Here is an 18,446-nt window from a genome sequence, read left to right on the forward strand (position 1 = left end):
CGGAGCCCCCGGTGGGGGGTCTTGCTGACGGACTGCCGGAGCCACCCCGGGGATTCCAGGCCGGCAGCAAGACCCCCCACCAGGGGCGGCACTCTGCCGGAAACACCCCACTGAATTTTATGCCAAACAATTCATTTTCCCGCCGCAATATGCTACATTGAATGTCTTAAAAACGAGGAGGACCATGGAAACCCGAAAATATACCTTAACCATGCTTGTGGACAACGAACCCGGCGTGACCGCCCGGATCACCGGACTGTTTGCCGGACGCGGATACAACATTGAAACCATCTGCGGCGCCCCCACGGCCAACCCGAAAATGTCCCGGATCACCATCACCACGTTGACCAGCCCCCCGCTGCTGGCCCAGTGCATGAAACAGATCCAGCGTCTGGTCAATGTGATCAAGTTGCGGGACATGACCGGTGAAGAAGCCATCAAACGGGAGATGGCTTTGATCTGCGTCAAAACCCGGCCCAAAGACCAGAAAAAAATTGAAACCATTATTTCCGATTTTCAGGGCCGGATCCTGGATAAAGGTCAGCAGCATTTCATTTTCGAGGTGACCGGCGATGAACTCACTGTGGATGCCATGCTGGACCAGCTGGCCCCGTTCGGGATCAAAAAACTGGCCCGCTCCGGGGTGCTGGCCCTGTACCGGGAACCTTGACCGGCTAACCCCATATACCGGAATTTTTCCATTTAACTGTTGAAATATGAGAAGAATCGGTGTTATTTAAATCAAAATCACTAAATATTACAAACTGATACCAGGAAATTTCATGCCCTCAACCGATACGCATCAATTGCTCCGGCACCTTCCCGGGGTGGATCATCTGCTGGACAAAACCCGGGAGGATGACCGGTTTGCAACCATGCCCAGACAGGTCATCATCCGGGCCGCCCGGACCGTGCTGGACCAGCTGCGCAGCCAGATTCTGGACGGACTGAATCCGGATTTTGATGATGCCGCTGTGCTGTCGGAGATTGCCCGCCAGTGCCGGCAGACCCTGGCACCGAAGCTGGTGCCATTGATCAATGCCACCGGCGTGGTGCTTCATACCAATCTGGGACGGGCATTGCTGACTCAACAGGCCCTGAAAAACATTCAGACCATTGGGGAATCCTATTCCAATCTGGAATTGAACCTGTCCACAGGCAAACGGGGGCTGCGGTACACGGCTGTGGAATCATTGATCTGTGAACTCACCGGGGCCGAGGCCGCCATGGCGGTGAACAATAATGCAGGCGCCGTGCTCCTGGCTTTGAACACCCTGGCTGAAGGCACGGATGTGGTGGTTTCCCGGGGTGAGCTGGTGGAAATCGGCGGGTCATTCCGGGTCCCGGACGTGATGGCGAAAAGCGGGTGCCGTCTCAAAGAGGTGGGCACCACCAACCGGACCCATGTGAAAGACTATGCCGGGGCCATCACCGAAGACACCGGCATGCTGCTTAAAGTTCATACCTCCAACTACCGGATTCAGGGATTTACGGCCAGTGTCGGGCTCAAAGATCTGGTCACCCTGGGAAAATCCCATAAGATTACGGTCATGGAAGACCTGGGATCCGGAACCCTGGTGGATTTTTCCGCGTTCGGTCTGCCCATGGAACCGCTGGTATCCCATTCCGTGGCAGCGGGTGCGGACATTGTGACCTTCAGCGGAGACAAGCTGCTGGGCGGTCCCCAGGCCGGCATTATTGTGGGCACAAAACAGGCTGTTGAAAAAATCCGGGCCAATCCGTTAACCCGGGCCCTTCGCATTGACAAGCTCACGCTGGCGGCCCTGGAAGCCACCTTGCAGCTGTATCGGGACCCGGCAGCCGCTACTAAAGAGATTCCCACCCTGCGGATGCTGACCATGTCCTTTGAACACACCTGCCAGCGGGCCGCACTTCTGGAGAAACAGGTCCAAAAAGTCTGCGGTGCCGGGGATATCGTGGCGTGTGCGGACCTGGAATCCCGGCCCGGGGGCGGTTCGTTTCCGGACCTGAGACTTCCCACCCGGTGTGTCACCCTGATCCCGAAGAACATGTCTGTGGCCACTTTAGAGCGCCGCATGCGGCTGTCCACGCCGGCGGTCATCGCCAGGATTGAAAACAACCGGTACATCATGGACCCCCGGACCATTCAACCCGGACAGGAAACGCTTATTTCATCAACCCTTGAAACCATATTGAGAACATCATGACACCCAGATTCACATCCAGGGAATTTTCTTTTCTCAAACCGGATTCCGACACATCGTCTCCCATCCAGGCCCCTGACACCTATTTTTCAGACCTGGTGCATCAGAAATCCGCTGCATTTACCGCTTTTGAACAACGGTTGTTATCAGTGGACATTCCCAAAAAAAAGTTTATCTGCGCGGTGATTCAGGTGGCAGATACGGCAACGGAAGACATCCTGGAAAAGGCCCGGGATATTTTTGAATCCTGGTTACGTTCCATGTCCGACAACCAGCGGGGTATCTGGGAAACCCTGGATAACCGGGCGTTTGTGCTTGTTTTCTGGGATTATGACAACCAGAAAACAGCCATGGATCTGCTGGAATCCCTTAAAGCCAAGATCACCCGGGCATTGAAAACAGAACTGCTGGTGGGGGTGGCCCGGTTTCCCTTTCAGAAATATTCCCGTTCCGAGGTGTTTGCCAATGCCCTGAAAGCCATTGATCATGCCGCTTTTTTCGGTTTCGGCCACATGCGGCATTTTGACGGAATTTCCCTGAACATCAGCGGAGACCGGCTGTACCAGCTGGGACACTATGATGCCGCCATCAAAGAATATGAAAAAGGCCTGGCCCTGTCTCCCAAAGACATCAACCTGATGAACAGTTTAGGGGTGTGTTACGGGGTCACGGGCAACCTGGAAAAAGCCAAGACATATTTTGAAGCAGCCCTGGATATCAATCCCAAAGAGGTCATGGTGATCTACAACCTGGGTCTGACCAGCCAGGTTGTTGAAGACACGGACAAGGCCGTATTACTTCTGCGCAAGGCCCACGGGATTGACGGCCGCATCTTTGAAGTGGAGCTGCTGCTGGGGCATCTGCTGTTTCAGGCAAAAAAACTGGAAGCAGCCCTGCCCCATCTGGAAACCGCGGCCCAGGTGAATCCCAAATCCAGTATGGCCCACCGGATCATGGGAGAAATATTTCTGGAACAGGAAAAACCGGATCAGGCAGGGGCAGCTTTCAATACGGCAGTCAAGCTCAATCCTTTGGATCCCGTGGCCCTGTCCGGGTATGCCTTGGTCATGACACAGAAAAACCGCAATTTAAAAATCGCGTTGACATTTGCTGAAAAAAGCGTGGCCCTGGCCCCTGACAATGAGATGTTTCAGGAGCGGCTGATCCGGGTACAGCAAGCGCTGCAGGAAAATGACGCAGCGGATGACCCGTCCCGCAAATCTGCATCCGCTTAAAAAGGAAGTTGCCATGTCGTTACAAAAATTCACACCCCTGATTCAAACCACTGTCGCAGACAGCATCCAGGTGAAACAGTCTTTTTTTGACACCCACCTGGATGCGGTTGAGACCTGTGCGCGGAAAATAGCAGACACCCTGACTGCCGGCGGCAAACTGCTGTTGTTCGGCAACGGCGGCAGTGCGGCCGACTGTCAGCACATTGCTGCGGAATTTATCAACCGCTTTGCCATGGAACGCCCGCCCCTGCCGGCCATTGCCCTGACCTGCGACACATCTGTGCTCACCAGCATCGGAAATGATTATTCATTTGATGATATTTTTTTAAAACAGATTCAGGCCCTGGGACGGCCCGGGGATCTGGCCATTGCCATTTCCACCTCAGGCAACTCCCCCAATGTGATCCGAGCGGCCGAGGAAGCCCGAAAAATGGGATTATTCGTGGTGGGATTCTCCGGAACCGCCGGCCAGCTTCAGGAGCTCAGCGATATCCCTTTTTGTGTCCACTCTCCGGTCACGGCACGAATTCAGGAAACCCATATTCTGCTGGCCCATATTTTATGCGATCTCACGGAAAGGATCCTGTTTGCATGACACCGGACAGCACCCACCTGGACTTTTCCGGATTAAAGACCTATTCCATTCATGACCGCAACAGTCTGGTTTCCAGAAAAGATTTTGCCCGCCCCTGGCAAAAGGGAAGGGATTTTAAAACCTTTCTGGATACCCTGCCGTCCATTCTGGCCGGAAATGACATCCGGGCGGTCATTCAAGCCGTTGCTGCCGCGGCCCGGGGACAGCACCCTGTGTGTTTTGCCATGGGCGGCCATGTCATCAAAACCGGCATGGCGCCGATCATCATCGATCTGATGGAAAAACAAATTATTACACTGGTGGCCATGAACGGGTCCGGGATCATCCATGATCTGGAGGTGGCACTGGCGGGACGTACTTCCGAAGATGTGGCCGGCAGTCTTGGTGACGGCAGTTTCGGTATGGCCAGGGAAACTGCGGACTGCCTCAATCAAGCCATTGCCCGGGCAGAAAAAGAACACACCGGCCTGGGCAGGGCTGTGGGACAGTTTATTCTGGATCAGCACATGCCTTATCAACACCTGAGTTTCCTGGCTGCCGGTGCCCGACTCAAGGTTCCGGTCACCGTGCATGTGGCCCTGGGAACCGATATCCTGCACATGCATCCCCGATTCAATGCAGCCGCCTGCGGACAGGCATCCATGCATGATTTTCATACGTTTGCGTCACAGATTTCCCGGCTGGAACAAGGCGTGTTCATCAATGCCGGGTCTGCTGTCATTCTGCCGGAAGTGTTTCTCAAAGCCCTGACCCTGGCCCGGAATTTAGGACATCATGTGGAGGATTTCACCACCGTGAACCTGGATTTCATCCGCCATTACCGCCCCATGACCAATGTGGTCAACCGACCTACCCGGGGCAAGGGCCGGGGATTCAGCATTGTGGGGCACCATGAACTGCTGATCCCCCTGATTGCCGCCGGGGTCATTGAATCCTTGTAATTTCAAGGGAATCTTTGCCCCTTCCCTTGAAAAACCGGTGAAAACCCCTTATATTGTGTTTTTTAAATGACGATTACCAACGAGGTGTATCCATGCCGATTTATGAATATCAATGTAATGCATGCCAAAAAGAATTTGAAGCCCTGGTGATGGGGAAGAACGCTCCGGTGTGTCCTTCCTGCAGCAGTCCGGATCTGTCCCGGCTCATGTCCAAATGCGGGTTTGTATCCAAATCCAGTGGTCCGGGCGGTGAAAGCCAGGTGACCGCATCTTCTGCCTCTTCCGCCTGCGGCAGCTGTTCTTCGGGCAGCTGCGCCACCTGCGGTATGGGATAGCCCATGTCTGAAGAAATACGAATCGGCACCCGGGGCAGTCAACTGGCCCTGTGGCAGGCCAATCATGTCAAAGAACTGATTTCACATGCGTTTCCGGAAATTCATGTCACCATCACTGTGATCAAAACCACCGGGGACCGGATTACAGACCGGCCCCTGGCCCAGGTGGGCGGCAAAGGACTTTTTGTCAAGGAGATTGAAGCCGCCCTGCTCAATGGTGAGATCGACCTGGCAGTGCACAGCATGAAAGATATGCCCGGAGAACTGCCCTTGGGATTGACCATCGGGGCCGTGCCCTGCCGGGAAAATCCCTTTGATGTGCTGATTTCCCGGCATAACCTGGCACTGGATGACTATCCCCCGGGAACCGTGGTGGGCACCTCCAGTCTGCGGCGGGCTTCCCAGCTCAAATTTCTTAGACCGGACCTGACCATCCGTTCCATCCGGGGAAATTTAGATACCCGGATGCGCAAACTCATGTCAAAAGAATTTGATGCCATTGTGCTGGCAGCCGCCGGCCTGCTGCGCCTGGGCCAGGCAGACAAGATCACCCAGTACCTGGATGAGAATACCATGGTCCCGGCCGTAGGCCAGGGGGCGTTGTGCATTGAAACCCGGGACAACGATGCAAAAACAGCGCACATTATGGCAAAACTGGACCATGGCCCTACCCGTGTGTGTGTTCAGGGAGAACGGGCCTTTTTAAAACAGATTGAAGGCTCCTGCCATATCCCTGTGGCATGTTATGGCAAAATAATTGAAGATAACGTCCTTCTCACTGCAGTGGTTTCGTCGGAAGACGGTTGCAGGCGAATCAGAGAACAGACCCTTTCCCCTGTAACCGATGTTGCCGCCCGGGGGCGGGCCCTGGCACAGACTGTGCTGGAAAACGGCGGCAAACAGATTTTGGAGACCCTGACAACTCATGACAAATAAATCCGGTAAAGTCTATCTGATCGGGGCTGGCCCCGGTGATCCGGGCCTGCTTACGCTCAAGGCAAAATCCTGCATTGAACAGGCGGATGTGGTGGTTTACGACTATCTGGCACCCCCGGCTTTTCTGGCGTATGCATCCAAAGATGCCCAGCGCATCTATGTGGGGAAAAAAGGCGGGGATCACACCTTGTCCCAGCATGAAATCAACCAGCTGCTGGTGGAAAAGGCGGGACAGGGACTGCATGTGGCAAGGCTCAAAGGCGGAGACCCGTTTGTGTTCGGCAGAGGCGCGGAAGAAGCCCAGGAACTGCTGGCGGCCGGGGTTGCCTATGAAGTCATCCCAGGTGTCACTTCAGCCATATCCGCACCGGCCTATGCCGGTATTCCGGTCACCCACAGAGATCACACCTCGTTTGTCTCTTTTATCACCGGCCATGAAGACCCCACCCGCAAAAATTCCCGCATGCAGTGGGATGTGTTTGCCAGATCCGATGCCACCCTGGTGTTTCTCATGGGGGTGAAAAATCTGGAAAACATTGTCACCCAGCTGATGAAACACGGCAAACCGGCAGATACCCCAGTCGCTCTGGTGCGGTGGGGAACCACCCCCCAGCAGCAAACCGTCACCGGTACTCTGGAAACCATTGTTGAAAACATCCGTCAGGCCCGCCTGAAATCACCGGCTGTGATTGTGGTGGGATCTGTGGTGTCCCTGCGCAAAGAACTGGCCTGGTTTGACAGGACCCCCTTGTTTGGTAAAAACATCGTCATCACCCGGGCCCGGGCCCAGGCATCCGGTCTGGCGGCCGATTTAACAAGACTGGGGGCCAACTGCATTGAAATCCCCACAATCCGGATTGAGCCGCCGGCCGACAATACCCCGGTCATTGATGCCATCCATCGAATCAAAGAATATGACTGGCTGGTATTCACTTCCGTCAATGGGGTTCAATTTTTCTTTGATACCCTGTTTGGTCTGGGCAAAGATGTCCGGATCCTGGGACATTTGAAATTTGCCTGTATCGGCCCGGTGACCAAACAGCGCCTGGCGGATTACGGCATTGTCAGTGACATTCTTCCTGAAACGTTTCGGGCGGAATCGGTGGTCCAAGCGTTCTCGACAGCGGATATTCAAGGTAAAGCCGTGCTGTTGCCCCGGGCCAAAAAGGCAAGAACCATTCTGCCGGAGGAATTGACCCAATTGGGTGCCCGGGTGGATGAAGTCACCGCCTATGAGACAGTCCTGGAACAGGAAGCCGGTCCGACCCTCAATGAACTGCTGGAAAACAAACAGATTGACGCCGTCACTTTTACCAGTTCTTCCACAGTGACCAATTTCATGTCTCTGCTGCCTTCGGGCAAAGCCGCTGACCTGATGAAACATGTCACCATTGCCAGCATCGGCCCCATCACTTCAGATACCGTCCGAACTTTCGGACTGACACCCACAATGGAAGCCGATCCTTACACCATCGAAGGCCTGGTGGACCAATTGTTGACCCATTACATCCAGAGGGGGATATCATGAATGCCGGAGGCCGCCCCATCAACTACCTGCGGATTTCGGTAACCGACCGGTGCAACTTCCGGTGCCGCTATTGTGTTCCGGCTTCCCCTTTTACCGTGATTCCCCACAATGAAATTGCCAGGTATGAAGAAATTCTGAGAATCACCCGGCTGGCTTGTGACATGGGGATCACCAAAGTACGGCTCACTGGTGGGGAACCGTTTGTAAGAAAAAATATTCTTTCTTTTATTCAGCAGCTGTGTGCCATCAACACCCTGAAAGATATCTCCATCACCACCAACGGATCTCTACTGACCCGGGAGAAAATCCAGGCGCTTCTGGACATGGGGATTCGCCGGCTCAACTTCAGTCTGGATACCCTGGTTCCGGCCCGGTTTGAAGCCATCACCCGGCGCAACCGTTTCGACCATGTGTGGGAGTCGATCATGACCGCCCATGAACTGGGCATGGCCCCCATTAAAATCAACACTGTGGTCATCCGGGGCATCAATGATGATGAAGTGGCCGACCTGGCGGCGTTGACCCTTAATTTCCCTTTTCATATCCGGTTCATCGAATACATGCCCATGGGGGAGTCACACTTGGAAAAACAGCAACAGGTGTTGACAGCGGAAATCCGGCAGAATATTGAAACCCGTCTGGGGCCGTTGCAGCAAATACCCCACCGGGCCAACGACGGCCCATCCAAAAATTTTCAGCTGTCCGGTGGTTCAGGCATCGTTGGATTCATCACACCCATCTCCTCCCATTTCTGCAGTGAATGCAACCGGCTTCGCCTGACGTCCCGGGGATATCTGCGGCCCTGCCTGCTAAATGACTATGAAAAAGACATTTTAACGCCCTTGCGGGAAGGCGCCACTGATGAACAATTAAAAGAGATCATTCAATCATCTCTCAAACACAAGCCGTTGTGTCACACCTTAGGGCAGCAGCGACCCAAAGATATGCCCATCAGCCATATGACCTCCATTGGAGGGTAACAACTTTTAAAAAAAGAAATCCCCTGAAAAAAGCTTTCAGGGGATTTCCAAATGTGTAAAACAGATTAACGCCGTAATTTCCTGGCGCAATAATTATGTGCTAATCCATGATCAATTCAATTTGAACCATGGGCGCCACATCCCCTTTACGAGGACCCAGCTTGGTTATTCTGGTATAACCGCCCTGCCGTGAGGCAAAACTTTCCGACATTTCATCAAAAAGTCTGTGCACCACATCTTTTTCCTGGATCACTGCCAGGGCCTGCCGTCTGGCATGAAGATCGCCCCGCTTGGCCAGAGTGACCATGTTGTCGGCAATGACCCGCAGGCCTTTGGCTTTGGCTTCTGTGGTTTTGATGCTGGTGTGCTTGAACAGGGATGTCACCATGTTTCTAAACATCGCCTTGCGGTGACTTGAGGTTCTGTTCAGTTTTAATACGGATTTTCTATGTTTCATGGCGATTATTCTCCTTGCTGATTATTCTCTTCTTCCGGTGGTTCGAATCCTTCGAGATCCATACCCAAAGAAAGATCCATGGAAGCCAGAACTTCTTTGATTTCATTCAACGATTTTCGACCGAAGTTCTTGGTTTTGAGCATTTCATTATCTGTTTTCTGAACCAGTTGATAAATGGTATGTATTTTGGCATTTTTCAGACAGTTGGAGCTTCTGACAGACAATTCAAGTTCATCCACGGAACGATAAATGTTTTCATTGAATTTGTTGTCGGCCTCTTCACCGTTTTCTTCGGAAAAATCAGGTTCTTTTTCCTCATCAAAATTGATGAACGGGTTCATCTGTTCCTTGAGGATTTTAGCGGCATAGGCCACCGCGTTTTCCGGAATGACACTGCCGTCTGTCCAGACTTCCAGCGTCAGTTTGTCATAGTCCGTTTTCTGACCGATCCGGGACGTACCCACCACATATTTCACGCGTTTAATCGGAGAAAAGACCGCATCAATGGGAATGGTGCCGACAGGTGCGTCTTCATCCTTATTGGCAGATGCCAGTGCATACCCTTTTCCGATTTTGACCACCATGGTCATGTTCAACACCCCGTTTTTGGACAGTGTGGCAATATGCTGTTCCGGATTTAAAATCTCCACCTTACCGTCCGGGCTGACAATATCAGCACCTGTCACTGTTGTTTCACCTTTGGCACTGAGTGTCAGAATCCGGTCTTCCACGTCATGCGCCTTGAGTTTCAGTTCCTTGAGGTTCAAAATAATTTCTGACACATCTTCCCGGATATCGGAAATAACGCTGAATTCATGCAGGGCATCATCAAACTTTACCGATACGATCGCCGCACCATAGATGGATGATAAAATTATCCGCCGCAGAGAATTGCCGATGGTAATTCCGTATCCTCTTTCCAGCGGTTCACACACAAATTTTCCATATGTTGAAGTCGTCGTGACGTCAAGCTTTTCGGGCTTGATCATCTCTCGCCAGTTGACATATGCAATTTTTTCAGATGACATTTAAATCTCCTGAATCTTTATTGGATCCATCATGCTATCAGGATGTATCCTATTTTGAATACAGCTCAACGATCAACTGTTCCTGAATCGGCAATGTGATGTCTTCTCTGGCTGGAATGTTTACCACTTCACCTTGAAATTTTTCCTTATCGATTTCCAGCCATTGAGGAATTCCCCGTCTGACAATCGCATCCAAGGAATCTGATATGGCCTGGATCTTTTTGCTTTTTTCCCGCAAAGCGACAATATCCCCTTTTTTGACATGAAAAGACGGGATATCCACTTTTTTGCCGTTCACAGTGAAATGTCCGTGCTGGACCAGATGTCTTCCCTGATTCCTGGAATTGACAAACCCCATTCTGAATACTGTATTGTCCAACCGGGTTTCCAGCAGGCTCAGCAGGTTGGTGCCGGTGATCCCTTTTTGTCTGTCCGCCCGTTTAAACGTGATGCGGAACTGTTTTTCAGACAGGCCGTAAATTCTGCGGACTTTTTGCTTTTCCCGCAACTGTAAACCGTAATCAGACACTTTGACTCTTTTTTGACCATGTTCTCCCGGGGGGTATCCCCGCCGGTCAAAACTGCATTTGTCTGAAAAACAGCGGTCGCCTTTCAGAAAAAGTTTGATATTCTCGCGTCTGCACTGACGACAGACTGATCCTGTATAACGTGACAACGTTTTCCTCCTTTATCAATCCAATGTGGACTTATACTCTTCTACGTTTGGGCGGACGGCATCCATTATGGGGCACCGGGGTAACATCCTTGATCATGGAAATATTGAATCCCAGGGCATGCAAAGCCCGCAGCGCGGATTCTCTTCCCGGGCCGGGCCCTTTGACATAAACGCCCACATTTTTCATACCATGTTCCATGGCTTTGGCTCCGGCATCTTCCGCCACCAGTTTGGCCGCAAACGGAGTGCTTTTTCTGGACCCCTTGAAACCCTGCATCCCGGCACTGGCCCAGGAGATCGTATTCCCGTTTTCATCGGCAATGGTGACAATGGTATTGTTGAACGTGGATTGAATATGCACAATGCCGGTGGAAATATTCTTTTTCACCCGTTTTTTGCTAATGGTCTTTTTCGACTTTTTTGCCATAGTTATTAAACCTTAAATTATGTATATTAATACTATTTCTTCTTTTTAACTGCGGCTCTTTTCGGGCCTTTCCGGGTTCTGGCATTGGTGGACGTCCGCTGTCCATGACAGGGAAGGCCTTTTCTGTGGCGCAGGCCACGATAACATCCCAGGTCCATCAATCGTTTGATGTTCATGGACACGTCCGTCCTGAGTTCACCTTCGACCTTGTATTCCGCGTCAATGGTTTTCCGGATATCATTGACCTGCTCTTCTGTCAGGCTGCCAGCCGTGAGCGTCGGGTCGATTCCGGTTTTGTCAAGAATCTGTCTGGATCTGCTGGGACCGATACCGTAAATATAGGTCAGTGCAATCCACGCGTGCTTATCCTTTGGTAAGTCTACTCCTGCAATACGTGCCAAATTTCTTTCCCCCTATCCCTGCCGCTGTTTATGGCGCTTGTTAATACAAATAACCCTGATGACACCACGTCTCTTAATAATTTTACAGTCTCTGCATATTTTTTTAACAGATGCTCTTACTTTCATCTATTTACTCCTAATCTGATTGTTCCATTTATTTAAAGCGGTATGTGATTCTTCCCCGGCTCAGATCATAGGGGGATATTTCCACTGTTACCCTGTCTCCGGGTAATATTTTTATGAAATGCATGCGCATTTTTCCCGAAATATGCGCCAAAAGGACATGTTTGTTTTCAAGTTCTACTTTGAACATGGCATTTGGCAGGGTTTCAAGTACTTTCCCGTCGACTTTGATGGGCTCTTCTTTTGCCATAATCTTAAATTCATCTCCTTTTGCTATGAAAGGTTAAGATCTGCCCTTAATGCGCCTGGCGCCGGACCTTCCAAGAAAACCGTCATAATTACCCGTAATCAAATGGGATTCGATCTGTGAAATGGTATCGATGGATACCCCGACCACGATCAACAGCGCTGTACCGCCGAAATAAAAAGGCACGTTGAATTTATCCATGAGCATGGTGGGAAGCACACATACGGCAGATACATAGATGGCACCCGCCAGCGTGATCCTCGTCAACACTTTGTCGATATATTCAGACGTCCGTTTCCCCGGACGGATTCCAGGAATATACCCACCATTTTTTTTCATGTTATCTGCCACATCATCCGGATTGAACTGCACAGCCGTATAAAAAAAGCAGAAAAAGATGATAAATCCCACATACAACAGATAATACCAGATGGTACCCGGACTGAACATGGCTGCAACGGTCTGCAGTATGGGCATGTTGGCAAACTGCGCAATCGTGGTGGGGAACATGATGATGGAAGACGCAAAAATGGGTGGAATCACACCGGCGGTGTTGATTTTCAACGGCAGATGCGAAGTTTGACCGCCGTACATTTTGCGACCCACCACCCGTTTGGCATAATGCACCGGTATCCTTCGCTGGGCCTGTTCCATAAAAATGATGCAGGCCACCACGCTGACCATGATAACCAGCAGAATGATGATGGCAAAAATTCCCATTTCACCCGTGCTCATCAGCCGCACGGTATTTCCGATGGCAGACGGCATGGCCGCCACAATACCGGCAAAAATGATCAGGGAGATGCCGTTTCCGATCCCTCTTTCCGTGATCTGTTCCCCCAGCCACATGATAAATGCGGTACCGGCGGTCAATGTAATGATCGTCACCAGGCGAAAACCCCATCCCGGATCCGGCACAATGGCAACGCCGGCCGGAGATGTCATGGATTCCAGGCCCACACTGATACCAAAGCCCTGAATGATGCTCAAAACCACGGTGCCATAGCGGGTGTACTGGGTCTTCTTCTTTCGTCCCGCATCCCCTTCCTTTTTTAGCTGGGCCAGATGAGGCACGACCACCGTCATCAACTCCAGAATAATGGAGGCACTGATGTAAGGCATAATACCCAGAGCGAAAATGGACAACCGTTCCAGTGCACCACCTGAAAACATGTTGAACATGGAAAACAGGGTGCCGGAGGCAGCTGCAAAAAATGAGGCCAGCGCAGTGGCGTCAATCCCCGGGGTCGGCACATGGACGCCGATGCGGTAGACAAACAGCAATGCAAGCGTCATCAGAATCTTGCGTTTGAGATCAGGCAGTTTCAAGACATTCTGGTAGCTGTTTTGTATCATCCTATACGGTCCTCATTTGATTGGGGCTTATTCAACACTGCCACCGGCAGCTTCAATTTTGTCTCTGGCAGTTTTGGAAACCAAAAGATTTTTCAATACCAGTTTCTTGGTTACATCGCCTGAGCCTAAAATCTTGATACCGTCGACCCGGCCTTTGACCAGATTGGCTTGATACAGAATTTGCGGATCAATGGTGACACCTTCTTCAAACCGCTCCAGATCCTTTATATTCAACACCGCATTGTTTGTTTTAAATATGTTTGTAAACCCGCGTTTGGGCAACCGACGGTAGATCGGCATCTGTCCGCCTTCGAATCCGGGTCTGACACTGCCCCCGGAACGGGCTTTCAAGCCTTTATGACCCCGGGTAGAGGTTTTTCCCATACCCGACCCCGGGCCCCTGCCCACGCGTTTTCTATTTTTTCTGCTTCCCGGCGCCGGGGCCAGATCATGAAGCTGCATGTTATACCTCCTCTACTTTCAACAGGTGAGACACCTTTTTAACTTGTCCCAGTATGACAGGATCATTTTTGTGTTCCACCGTCTGGTGCATTTTTTTAATGCCCAGAGATCGAACAATCCGGCCGTGTTTCGCCGGACGTCCTATCGTGCTCCGAATCTGTGTAATTCTCAATTTATCAGCCATAGCAACCCCCTTTGATGGTGCGTCAAATCAAATTTCTTCCGGTTTCAGGCCCCGCCTTCTGGCCACATCCTCTTTCAGACAAAGAGACTGCAAACCGGCCATGGTTGCCCTGACAATGTTCTGCGTGTTGTGGGTCCCAATACATTTAGTTAAAATATCGGTCACACCCGCCACTTCCAGTACCGCACGAATACCGCCGCCGGCAATCAATCCCGTACCCGGTGATGCGGGTTTCAGCAACACGCGCCCGGCCCCGGCTTTGCCCACCACCTCAAACGGCACTGTGCCGTCTAACAGAGCAATTTTAACCATATTCCGTTTGGCTTTTTCCATGCCTTTACGAATGGCTTCAGGGACTTCAGTGGCTTTACCTAGACCGTACCCCACACTGCCTTCACCATCGCCGACCACAACCAGGGCACTGAAGCTGAAATTCCGGCCGCCTTTGACCACTTTGGCCACCCGGTTGATTCTGACGACTTTATCGATTAATCCATTGTCTTCCATTTGCTGTCTAGCCAAGGGTTTCCTCCTTAATTAGAATTCCAGACCAGCTTCACGAGCCCCGTCTGATAGTGCTTTGATTCGTCCATGATACAGAAATCCATTCCGGTCCAGCATCACTTTTGTGATACCCTTGTCCAAGGCTTTTTTACCCAGAAGGACCCCCACTGCTTTGGCAATTTCCTGTTTTTTGCCTGTGACGGGGTGCAACTTGTAATCTTTATCCAAGGTAGAGGCGGACACCAGGGTTTCCCCGATGGTATCGTCAATAATCTGGGCATAAATGTGGCTGGAACTCCTGAAAACACTCAGTCTGGGACGGTTTTTGTCGCCATGCATGTGCTTTCTGATTCTTTTTTTCCGCTTGAGTCTTGCCATAACTTTTGGTGATGTATTTCCCATGATAACTATTCCCAGGTTTTAGTTTTTACCCGCAGTCTTGCCTGCTTTTCTGATAATCCGTTCATCCACATACATGATTCCCTTGCCTTTATAAGGTTCAGGAGGTCTGATAGCCCTGATGTTGGCTGCAGTCTGACCAAGCAATTCTTTATCAATTGCAGTCAGCGTTATCTTGGTGTTGTTCTCCACGGCAGCGCCGACCCCTTCAGGAAGAACAAATTCCACCGGATTGGAATACCCGACATTCAGGACCAGCTGAGTCCCTTTGGATTCGGCTCGATACCCGATGCCCGCCAAAATCAGTTGTTTTTCATAGCCGTTGCTGACACCTGTCACCATATTGGCGATCAAAGAACGGAACAATCCCTGCAATGCGACCTTTTTTCTATCCTGATCATCGGTTTTAACTTCCAGTACCGAATCGTTCATCTCTATTGTGACTGCCGGATGTATCTGCCGTTCAAGATTGCCTTTTGGGCCCTTCACCTGAATCACATCCCCGTTCAGGGTAATCTGGACCTTATCTGGAAGCTGAACCGGCTTTTTTCCTATACGTGACATAATTATATGACTCCTGTCTTACCAAACATTACAAAGAACTTCACCGCCGACGTTCGCTTCCCTGGCCTGTTTATCGGTCATCACCCCTTTTGATGTCGATACAATGGCGATTCCCAGACCGTTTAAAACCGGCTTTATCTCCTGTGCTTTACTATAAACCCTGCAAGACGGCTTACTGACCCGATCAATGCCAAAAATGGTCGGCTTGCCTTCTTTCATATATTTCAAATAAACACGGATTTTTCCCTGGGTACCATCTTCAAGAAACTTATAATTTTTGATATACCCTTGTTCTTTCAGCACCCGCACCATTTCCAGTTTCACTTTTGATCCGGGGATATCCACTTTGGCAAACCCTGCCTTACCACCATTTCTGATGATGGTCAGCATGTCTGCTACGGGATCACTCACTGCCATATTAACTCTCCTTGAAATTCAGCTGTATCTTTTTGCACTGCGAATTATTTAAACCAATTTTCTGTTACCAGCTGGACTTGGTAACCCCGGGCAGCTTTCCCTCGGAGGCAAGGGTTCTGAAACAGATCCTGCAAATCCCTGCTTTACGGATGAAAGCCCGCGGTCTGCCGCACAATGGGCACCGGTTGTACCCACGGACAGAAAATTTGGGTGTTCTCTTTGCCTTTGCAATTAACGCTTTCTTGGCCAAACGTTCCTCCTTCAGATATCTAATTTTTAAAAGGCATTCCCAGATACCGCAGGAACTCTCTGCCTTCTTCATCAGTTTTGGCCGTAGTGACGACCGTGACATTCAGGCCCTTGATGCTGTCTGTCTTATCATAATCAATTTCAGGAAAAATGATATGTTCGGTAATTCCCAGGCTGTAGTTTCCCCGGCCATCAAACGCTTTGGCGGAAACCCCCTTGAAATCCCTGACCCGCGGCAATGCAATATTCACCAGTCGTTCAAAAAAATCATACATTTTTTCGCGCCGAAGGGTCACTTTGCATCCAATGGGCAGATCCGCTCGTATCTTAAAATTGGCAATGGGTTTTTTGGCCCGGGTCACCACCGGCTTCTGCCCGGCGATCAATGCCAGTTCCTGTGCAGCTGATTCGATGATTTTGGGGTTTTGAACCGCTTCACCCAAGCCCATATTCAGCACAATTTTTTCTAATTTAGGCACCTGAAATCCATTCGTGTAATTAAAGGTTTCCTTTAACTTGGGAATGATTTCGGTTGTGTACTTTTCCTTTAGCGTGGTCATTTGTTCTCTCCGGATCTGATCTTAAGCATCGATCTGCTCATTGCATTTTTTACAGACGCGAACCCGTTTACCATTTTCCAGTTTTCTGGTACCAACCCGGGTCGGTTTCACGCAGGCATTACACATGAGCATGAGATTGGAAACATCTATGGGCATGTTCTTTTCCACAATTCCTCCCTGCGGGCTCGCCTGTGTGGGTTTCTGATGGACCTTTACCACGTTGATATTTTCCACGACAACGCGATTGGTCTTTTTGATAACCTTGAGCACCTTACCAATTTTATCTTTATCCTTACCGGTAAGGACCTTTACCTTATCATCTTTTTTTATTCTGATCTTTCTGGTTTCCATTGCTTTTGCTCCAATCAACCGATTTTACAAAACGTCAGGAGCCAGAGAAACAATTTTCATGAATCGCTTTGCCCTCAACTCTCTTGCTACCGGTCCGAAAATACGGGTTCCCACCGGTTCATTGTTTTTGGTCAGAACCACAGCTGAATTGTCATCGAACCGAATGGCTGAACCGTCCGGTCTGAAAATTTCCTTTTTGGTTCTGACAATCACAGCCGGTACGATATCGCCTTTTTTTACCTTGGCATTGGGGATGGCTTCTTTGACCGATACGATAATGACATCACCAATGCTGGCATATCTTCTCTTGGACCCACCCAACACTTTGATACAATACAATTCCTTGGCACCGGAGTTGTCTGCAACCGTCAGTCTTGTTTCCGTTTGAATCATTTTTCAACTCCTTAGAATTAAACGGCCTTTTTAGTGATCTGAGTCACCCTGAACCGTTTCAGCTTACTCAGGGGGCGGGTTTCAATGATTTGCACTTCATCCCCGATTCGGCATTCATTTTTTTCATCATGGGCCTGGTATCTTTTGTATTGTTTGATATATTTTTTATACATTTTATGCTGAATATACCGCTCTACCTGGACAACCACGGATTTGTCCATTTTATCTGATGTCACCAGCCCCTTAAGTTCTTTTTTCTTGCCTTTATGCATATTTTCCATTTTATTCACCCTCAACCAATGTTCACATTCATCTGTCTGGATACGGTATAAAGCCGGGCAATGTCTTTTTTGACTTCAGACAGTTTTGCCGTGTTTTCGAGCTGGCCGATGTCATTCTGAAAACGAAGATTGAAAAGCTCTTTTTTCAGCGACACCAGTTTTTCCTGCATCTGGGTTTCCCCCATTTCCTTGATTTCACCGGTTTTCAACATGGTTAATTCCTTTCCACAAAACGGGTTTTTACGGAAAGTTTCCGGGCGGCGAGCCGCAATGCTTCTTTGGCTGTCTCTCTGGTAATGCCTTCCATTTCATAGAGAATCTTTCCGGGTTTCACCCGGGCGACCCAGGCATCTGTTGCGCCTTTACCCTTACCCATTCGAACTTCAGCCGGTTTTTTGGTCACCGGATGATCCGGAAAAAAACGAATCCAGCTTTTACCGGCTCTTTTTGCATATCGGGTCAATGCCACCCTGGCTGCCTCGATCTGTCTGGCATTCACATAGCCGCATTCAACCGCCTGTAGTCCATAATCACCAAAACACAAAGTGTTCCCCCGTGTCGGAGATCCTTTGGTTCTGCCGCGGAACTGTTTTCGGTATTTTACATTTTTTGGACTGAGCATTTGCTTGTT

30 protein-coding genes are annotated in these 18,446 nt (G+C 50.3%); 9 read left to right on the forward strand and 21 right to left on the reverse strand.

Annotated features, from left to right (window positions below; translation table 11 throughout):
* The first annotated feature begins 184 nt into the window (after nucleotides 1–184).
* The 9 genes from ilvN to moaA all read left to right on the forward strand — a co-directional run bounded on the left by ilvN (nucleotide 185) and on the right by moaA (nucleotide 8,736).
* The gene (gene ilvN / locus DPO_RS00970) at nucleotides 185–670 is read left to right on the forward strand and encodes an acetolactate synthase small subunit (protein ID WP_006963704.1); all 486 of its coding nucleotides are present in this window, start codon (nucleotides 185–187) and stop codon (nucleotides 668–670) included.
* Between the two features lie 112 nt (nucleotides 671–782).
* Complete coding sequence (gene selA, locus DPO_RS00975) at nucleotides 783–2,189, forward strand: L-seryl-tRNA(Sec) selenium transferase (protein WP_006963705.1); 1,407 nt, start codon at nucleotides 783–785, stop codon at nucleotides 2,187–2,189.
* Nucleotides 2,186–3,421, forward strand: coding sequence for a tetratricopeptide repeat protein (locus DPO_RS00980; RefSeq protein WP_006963706.1), 1,236 nt, complete (start codon nucleotides 2,186–2,188; stop codon nucleotides 3,419–3,421). The genes selA and DPO_RS00980 overlap by 4 nt, the downstream gene beginning before the upstream one ends.
* 13 nt (nucleotides 3,422–3,434) lie before the next feature.
* On the forward strand, nucleotides 3,435–4,016 hold the full coding sequence (locus DPO_RS00985) for a D-sedoheptulose-7-phosphate isomerase (RefSeq protein WP_006963707.1): 582 nt from the start codon (nucleotides 3,435–3,437) through the stop codon (nucleotides 4,014–4,016).
* Nucleotides 4,013–4,957, forward strand: coding sequence for a hypothetical protein (locus DPO_RS00990; protein WP_006963708.1), 945 nt, complete (start codon nucleotides 4,013–4,015; stop codon nucleotides 4,955–4,957). The genes DPO_RS00985 and DPO_RS00990 overlap by 4 nt, the downstream gene beginning before the upstream one ends.
* 92 nt (nucleotides 4,958–5,049) lie before the next feature.
* A complete protein-coding gene (locus DPO_RS00995; protein ID WP_006963709.1) occupies nucleotides 5,050–5,292 on the forward strand; it encodes an FmdB family zinc ribbon protein in 243 nt (80 codons plus the stop codon).
* A 3-nt stretch (nucleotides 5,293–5,295) separates the two neighbouring features.
* A complete protein-coding gene (gene hemC / locus DPO_RS01000) occupies nucleotides 5,296–6,228 on the forward strand; it encodes a hydroxymethylbilane synthase (protein ID WP_006963710.1) in 933 nt (310 codons plus the stop codon).
* Nucleotides 6,218–7,756, forward strand: coding sequence for a uroporphyrinogen-III C-methyltransferase (gene cobA / locus DPO_RS01005; protein WP_006963711.1), 1,539 nt, complete (start codon nucleotides 6,218–6,220; stop codon nucleotides 7,754–7,756). Before hemC ends, cobA begins: the two co-directional genes overlap by 11 nt.
* A complete protein-coding gene (moaA, locus tag DPO_RS01010; protein ID WP_006963712.1) occupies nucleotides 7,753–8,736 on the forward strand; it encodes a GTP 3',8-cyclase MoaA in 984 nt (327 codons plus the stop codon). The genes cobA and moaA overlap by 4 nt, the downstream gene beginning before the upstream one ends.
* 100 nt (nucleotides 8,737–8,836) lie before the next feature.
* Here the strand turns inward: moaA and rplQ are convergent, their stop codons facing one another.
* The 21 genes from rplQ to rplP form a co-directional block, all read right to left on the reverse strand.
* A complete protein-coding gene (gene rplQ / locus DPO_RS01015; protein WP_006963713.1) occupies nucleotides 8,837–9,193 on the reverse strand; it encodes a 50S ribosomal protein L17 in 357 nt (118 codons plus the stop codon).
* 5 nt (nucleotides 9,194–9,198) lie between these two features.
* On the reverse strand, nucleotides 9,199–10,221 hold the full coding sequence (locus tag DPO_RS01020) for a DNA-directed RNA polymerase subunit alpha (RefSeq protein WP_006963714.1): 1,023 nt from the start codon (nucleotides 10,219–10,221) through the stop codon (nucleotides 9,199–9,201).
* A 49-nt stretch (nucleotides 10,222–10,270) separates the two neighbouring features.
* A complete protein-coding gene (gene rpsD / locus DPO_RS01025) occupies nucleotides 10,271–10,897 on the reverse strand; it encodes a 30S ribosomal protein S4 (protein WP_006963715.1) in 627 nt (208 codons plus the stop codon).
* 31 nt (nucleotides 10,898–10,928) lie between these two features.
* Nucleotides 10,929–11,324, reverse strand: a complete 396-nt coding sequence (gene rpsK / locus DPO_RS01030; protein WP_006963717.1) for a 30S ribosomal protein S11 — start codon at nucleotides 11,322–11,324, stop codon at nucleotides 10,929–10,931.
* Nucleotides 11,325–11,356: 32 nt separating this feature from the next.
* Entirely contained in the window at nucleotides 11,357–11,725 is a 369-nt protein-coding gene (gene rpsM, locus DPO_RS01035; protein ID WP_006963719.1) for a 30S ribosomal protein S13, read from the reverse strand.
* A gap of 12 nt (nucleotides 11,726–11,737) precedes the next feature.
* Nucleotides 11,738–11,851, reverse strand: a complete 114-nt coding sequence (gene rpmJ / locus DPO_RS24310; protein ID WP_006963720.1) for a 50S ribosomal protein L36 — start codon at nucleotides 11,849–11,851, stop codon at nucleotides 11,738–11,740.
* A gap of 28 nt (nucleotides 11,852–11,879) precedes the next feature.
* Nucleotides 11,880–12,098 carry a translation initiation factor IF-1 gene (infA, locus tag DPO_RS01040; protein WP_006963723.1) on the reverse strand — a complete coding sequence of 73 codons (219 nt, stop codon included), beginning with the start codon at nucleotides 12,096–12,098 and terminating at the stop codon, nucleotides 11,880–11,882.
* A 33-nt stretch (nucleotides 12,099–12,131) separates the two neighbouring features.
* Nucleotides 12,132–13,451, reverse strand: a complete 1,320-nt coding sequence (gene secY, locus DPO_RS01045; RefSeq protein ID WP_006963725.1) for a preprotein translocase subunit SecY — start codon at nucleotides 13,449–13,451, stop codon at nucleotides 12,132–12,134.
* Between the two features lie 27 nt (nucleotides 13,452–13,478).
* Nucleotides 13,479–13,913: a 50S ribosomal protein L15 gene (gene rplO, locus DPO_RS01050; protein WP_006963727.1), complete on the reverse strand. Its 435-nt coding sequence runs from the start codon at nucleotides 13,911–13,913 to the stop codon at nucleotides 13,479–13,481.
* A gap of 1 nt (nucleotide 13,914) precedes the next feature.
* Nucleotides 13,915–14,097, reverse strand: a complete 183-nt coding sequence (gene rpmD, locus DPO_RS01055) for a 50S ribosomal protein L30 (protein WP_006963729.1) — start codon at nucleotides 14,095–14,097, stop codon at nucleotides 13,915–13,917.
* 27 nt (nucleotides 14,098–14,124) lie between these two features.
* The gene (rpsE, locus tag DPO_RS01060; RefSeq protein WP_034624782.1) at nucleotides 14,125–14,604 is read right to left on the reverse strand and encodes a 30S ribosomal protein S5; all 480 of its coding nucleotides are present in this window, start codon (nucleotides 14,602–14,604) and stop codon (nucleotides 14,125–14,127) included.
* A 30-nt stretch (nucleotides 14,605–14,634) separates the two neighbouring features.
* Nucleotides 14,635–15,003, reverse strand: a complete 369-nt coding sequence (gene rplR / locus DPO_RS01065) for a 50S ribosomal protein L18 (protein ID WP_006963733.1) — start codon at nucleotides 15,001–15,003, stop codon at nucleotides 14,635–14,637.
* 18 nt (nucleotides 15,004–15,021) lie between these two features.
* Nucleotides 15,022–15,564: a 50S ribosomal protein L6 gene (gene rplF, locus DPO_RS01070; RefSeq protein WP_006963735.1), complete on the reverse strand. Its 543-nt coding sequence runs from the start codon at nucleotides 15,562–15,564 to the stop codon at nucleotides 15,022–15,024.
* A gap of 18 nt (nucleotides 15,565–15,582) precedes the next feature.
* A complete protein-coding gene (gene rpsH / locus DPO_RS01075) occupies nucleotides 15,583–15,981 on the reverse strand; it encodes a 30S ribosomal protein S8 (RefSeq protein ID WP_006963737.1) in 399 nt (132 codons plus the stop codon).
* Nucleotides 15,982–16,045: 64 nt separating this feature from the next.
* A complete protein-coding gene (locus tag DPO_RS26835) occupies nucleotides 16,046–16,333 on the reverse strand; it encodes a type Z 30S ribosomal protein S14 (protein WP_456072974.1) in 288 nt (95 codons plus the stop codon).
* A complete protein-coding gene (rplE, locus tag DPO_RS01080) occupies nucleotides 16,251–16,790 on the reverse strand; it encodes a 50S ribosomal protein L5 (RefSeq protein WP_006963739.1) in 540 nt (179 codons plus the stop codon). The genes DPO_RS26835 and rplE overlap by 83 nt, the downstream gene beginning before the upstream one ends.
* A gap of 21 nt (nucleotides 16,791–16,811) precedes the next feature.
* The gene (rplX, locus tag DPO_RS01085; protein WP_006963741.1) at nucleotides 16,812–17,141 is read right to left on the reverse strand and encodes a 50S ribosomal protein L24; all 330 of its coding nucleotides are present in this window, start codon (nucleotides 17,139–17,141) and stop codon (nucleotides 16,812–16,814) included.
* A gap of 24 nt (nucleotides 17,142–17,165) precedes the next feature.
* The gene (rplN, locus tag DPO_RS01090) at nucleotides 17,166–17,534 is read right to left on the reverse strand and encodes a 50S ribosomal protein L14 (RefSeq protein ID WP_006963743.1); all 369 of its coding nucleotides are present in this window, start codon (nucleotides 17,532–17,534) and stop codon (nucleotides 17,166–17,168) included.
* Nucleotides 17,535–17,551: 17 nt separating this feature from the next.
* Complete coding sequence (gene rpsQ / locus DPO_RS01095; protein WP_006963745.1) at nucleotides 17,552–17,815, reverse strand: 30S ribosomal protein S17; 264 nt, start codon at nucleotides 17,813–17,815, stop codon at nucleotides 17,552–17,554.
* An 11-nt stretch (nucleotides 17,816–17,826) separates the two neighbouring features.
* Nucleotides 17,827–18,027 carry a 50S ribosomal protein L29 gene (rpmC, locus tag DPO_RS01100; protein ID WP_006963747.1) on the reverse strand — a complete coding sequence of 67 codons (201 nt, stop codon included), beginning with the start codon at nucleotides 18,025–18,027 and terminating at the stop codon, nucleotides 17,827–17,829.
* A 2-nt stretch (nucleotides 18,028–18,029) separates the two neighbouring features.
* Complete coding sequence (gene rplP, locus DPO_RS01105) at nucleotides 18,030–18,437, reverse strand: 50S ribosomal protein L16 (protein ID WP_006963749.1); 408 nt, start codon at nucleotides 18,435–18,437, stop codon at nucleotides 18,030–18,032.
* Between the last annotated feature and the right edge of the window lie 9 nt (nucleotides 18,438–18,446).

The organism is Desulfotignum phosphitoxidans DSM 13687 (genome assembly GCF_000350545.1).
GTDB classification, from domain to species: Bacteria; Desulfobacterota; Desulfobacteria; order Desulfobacterales; family Desulfobacteraceae; genus Desulfotignum; species Desulfotignum phosphitoxidans.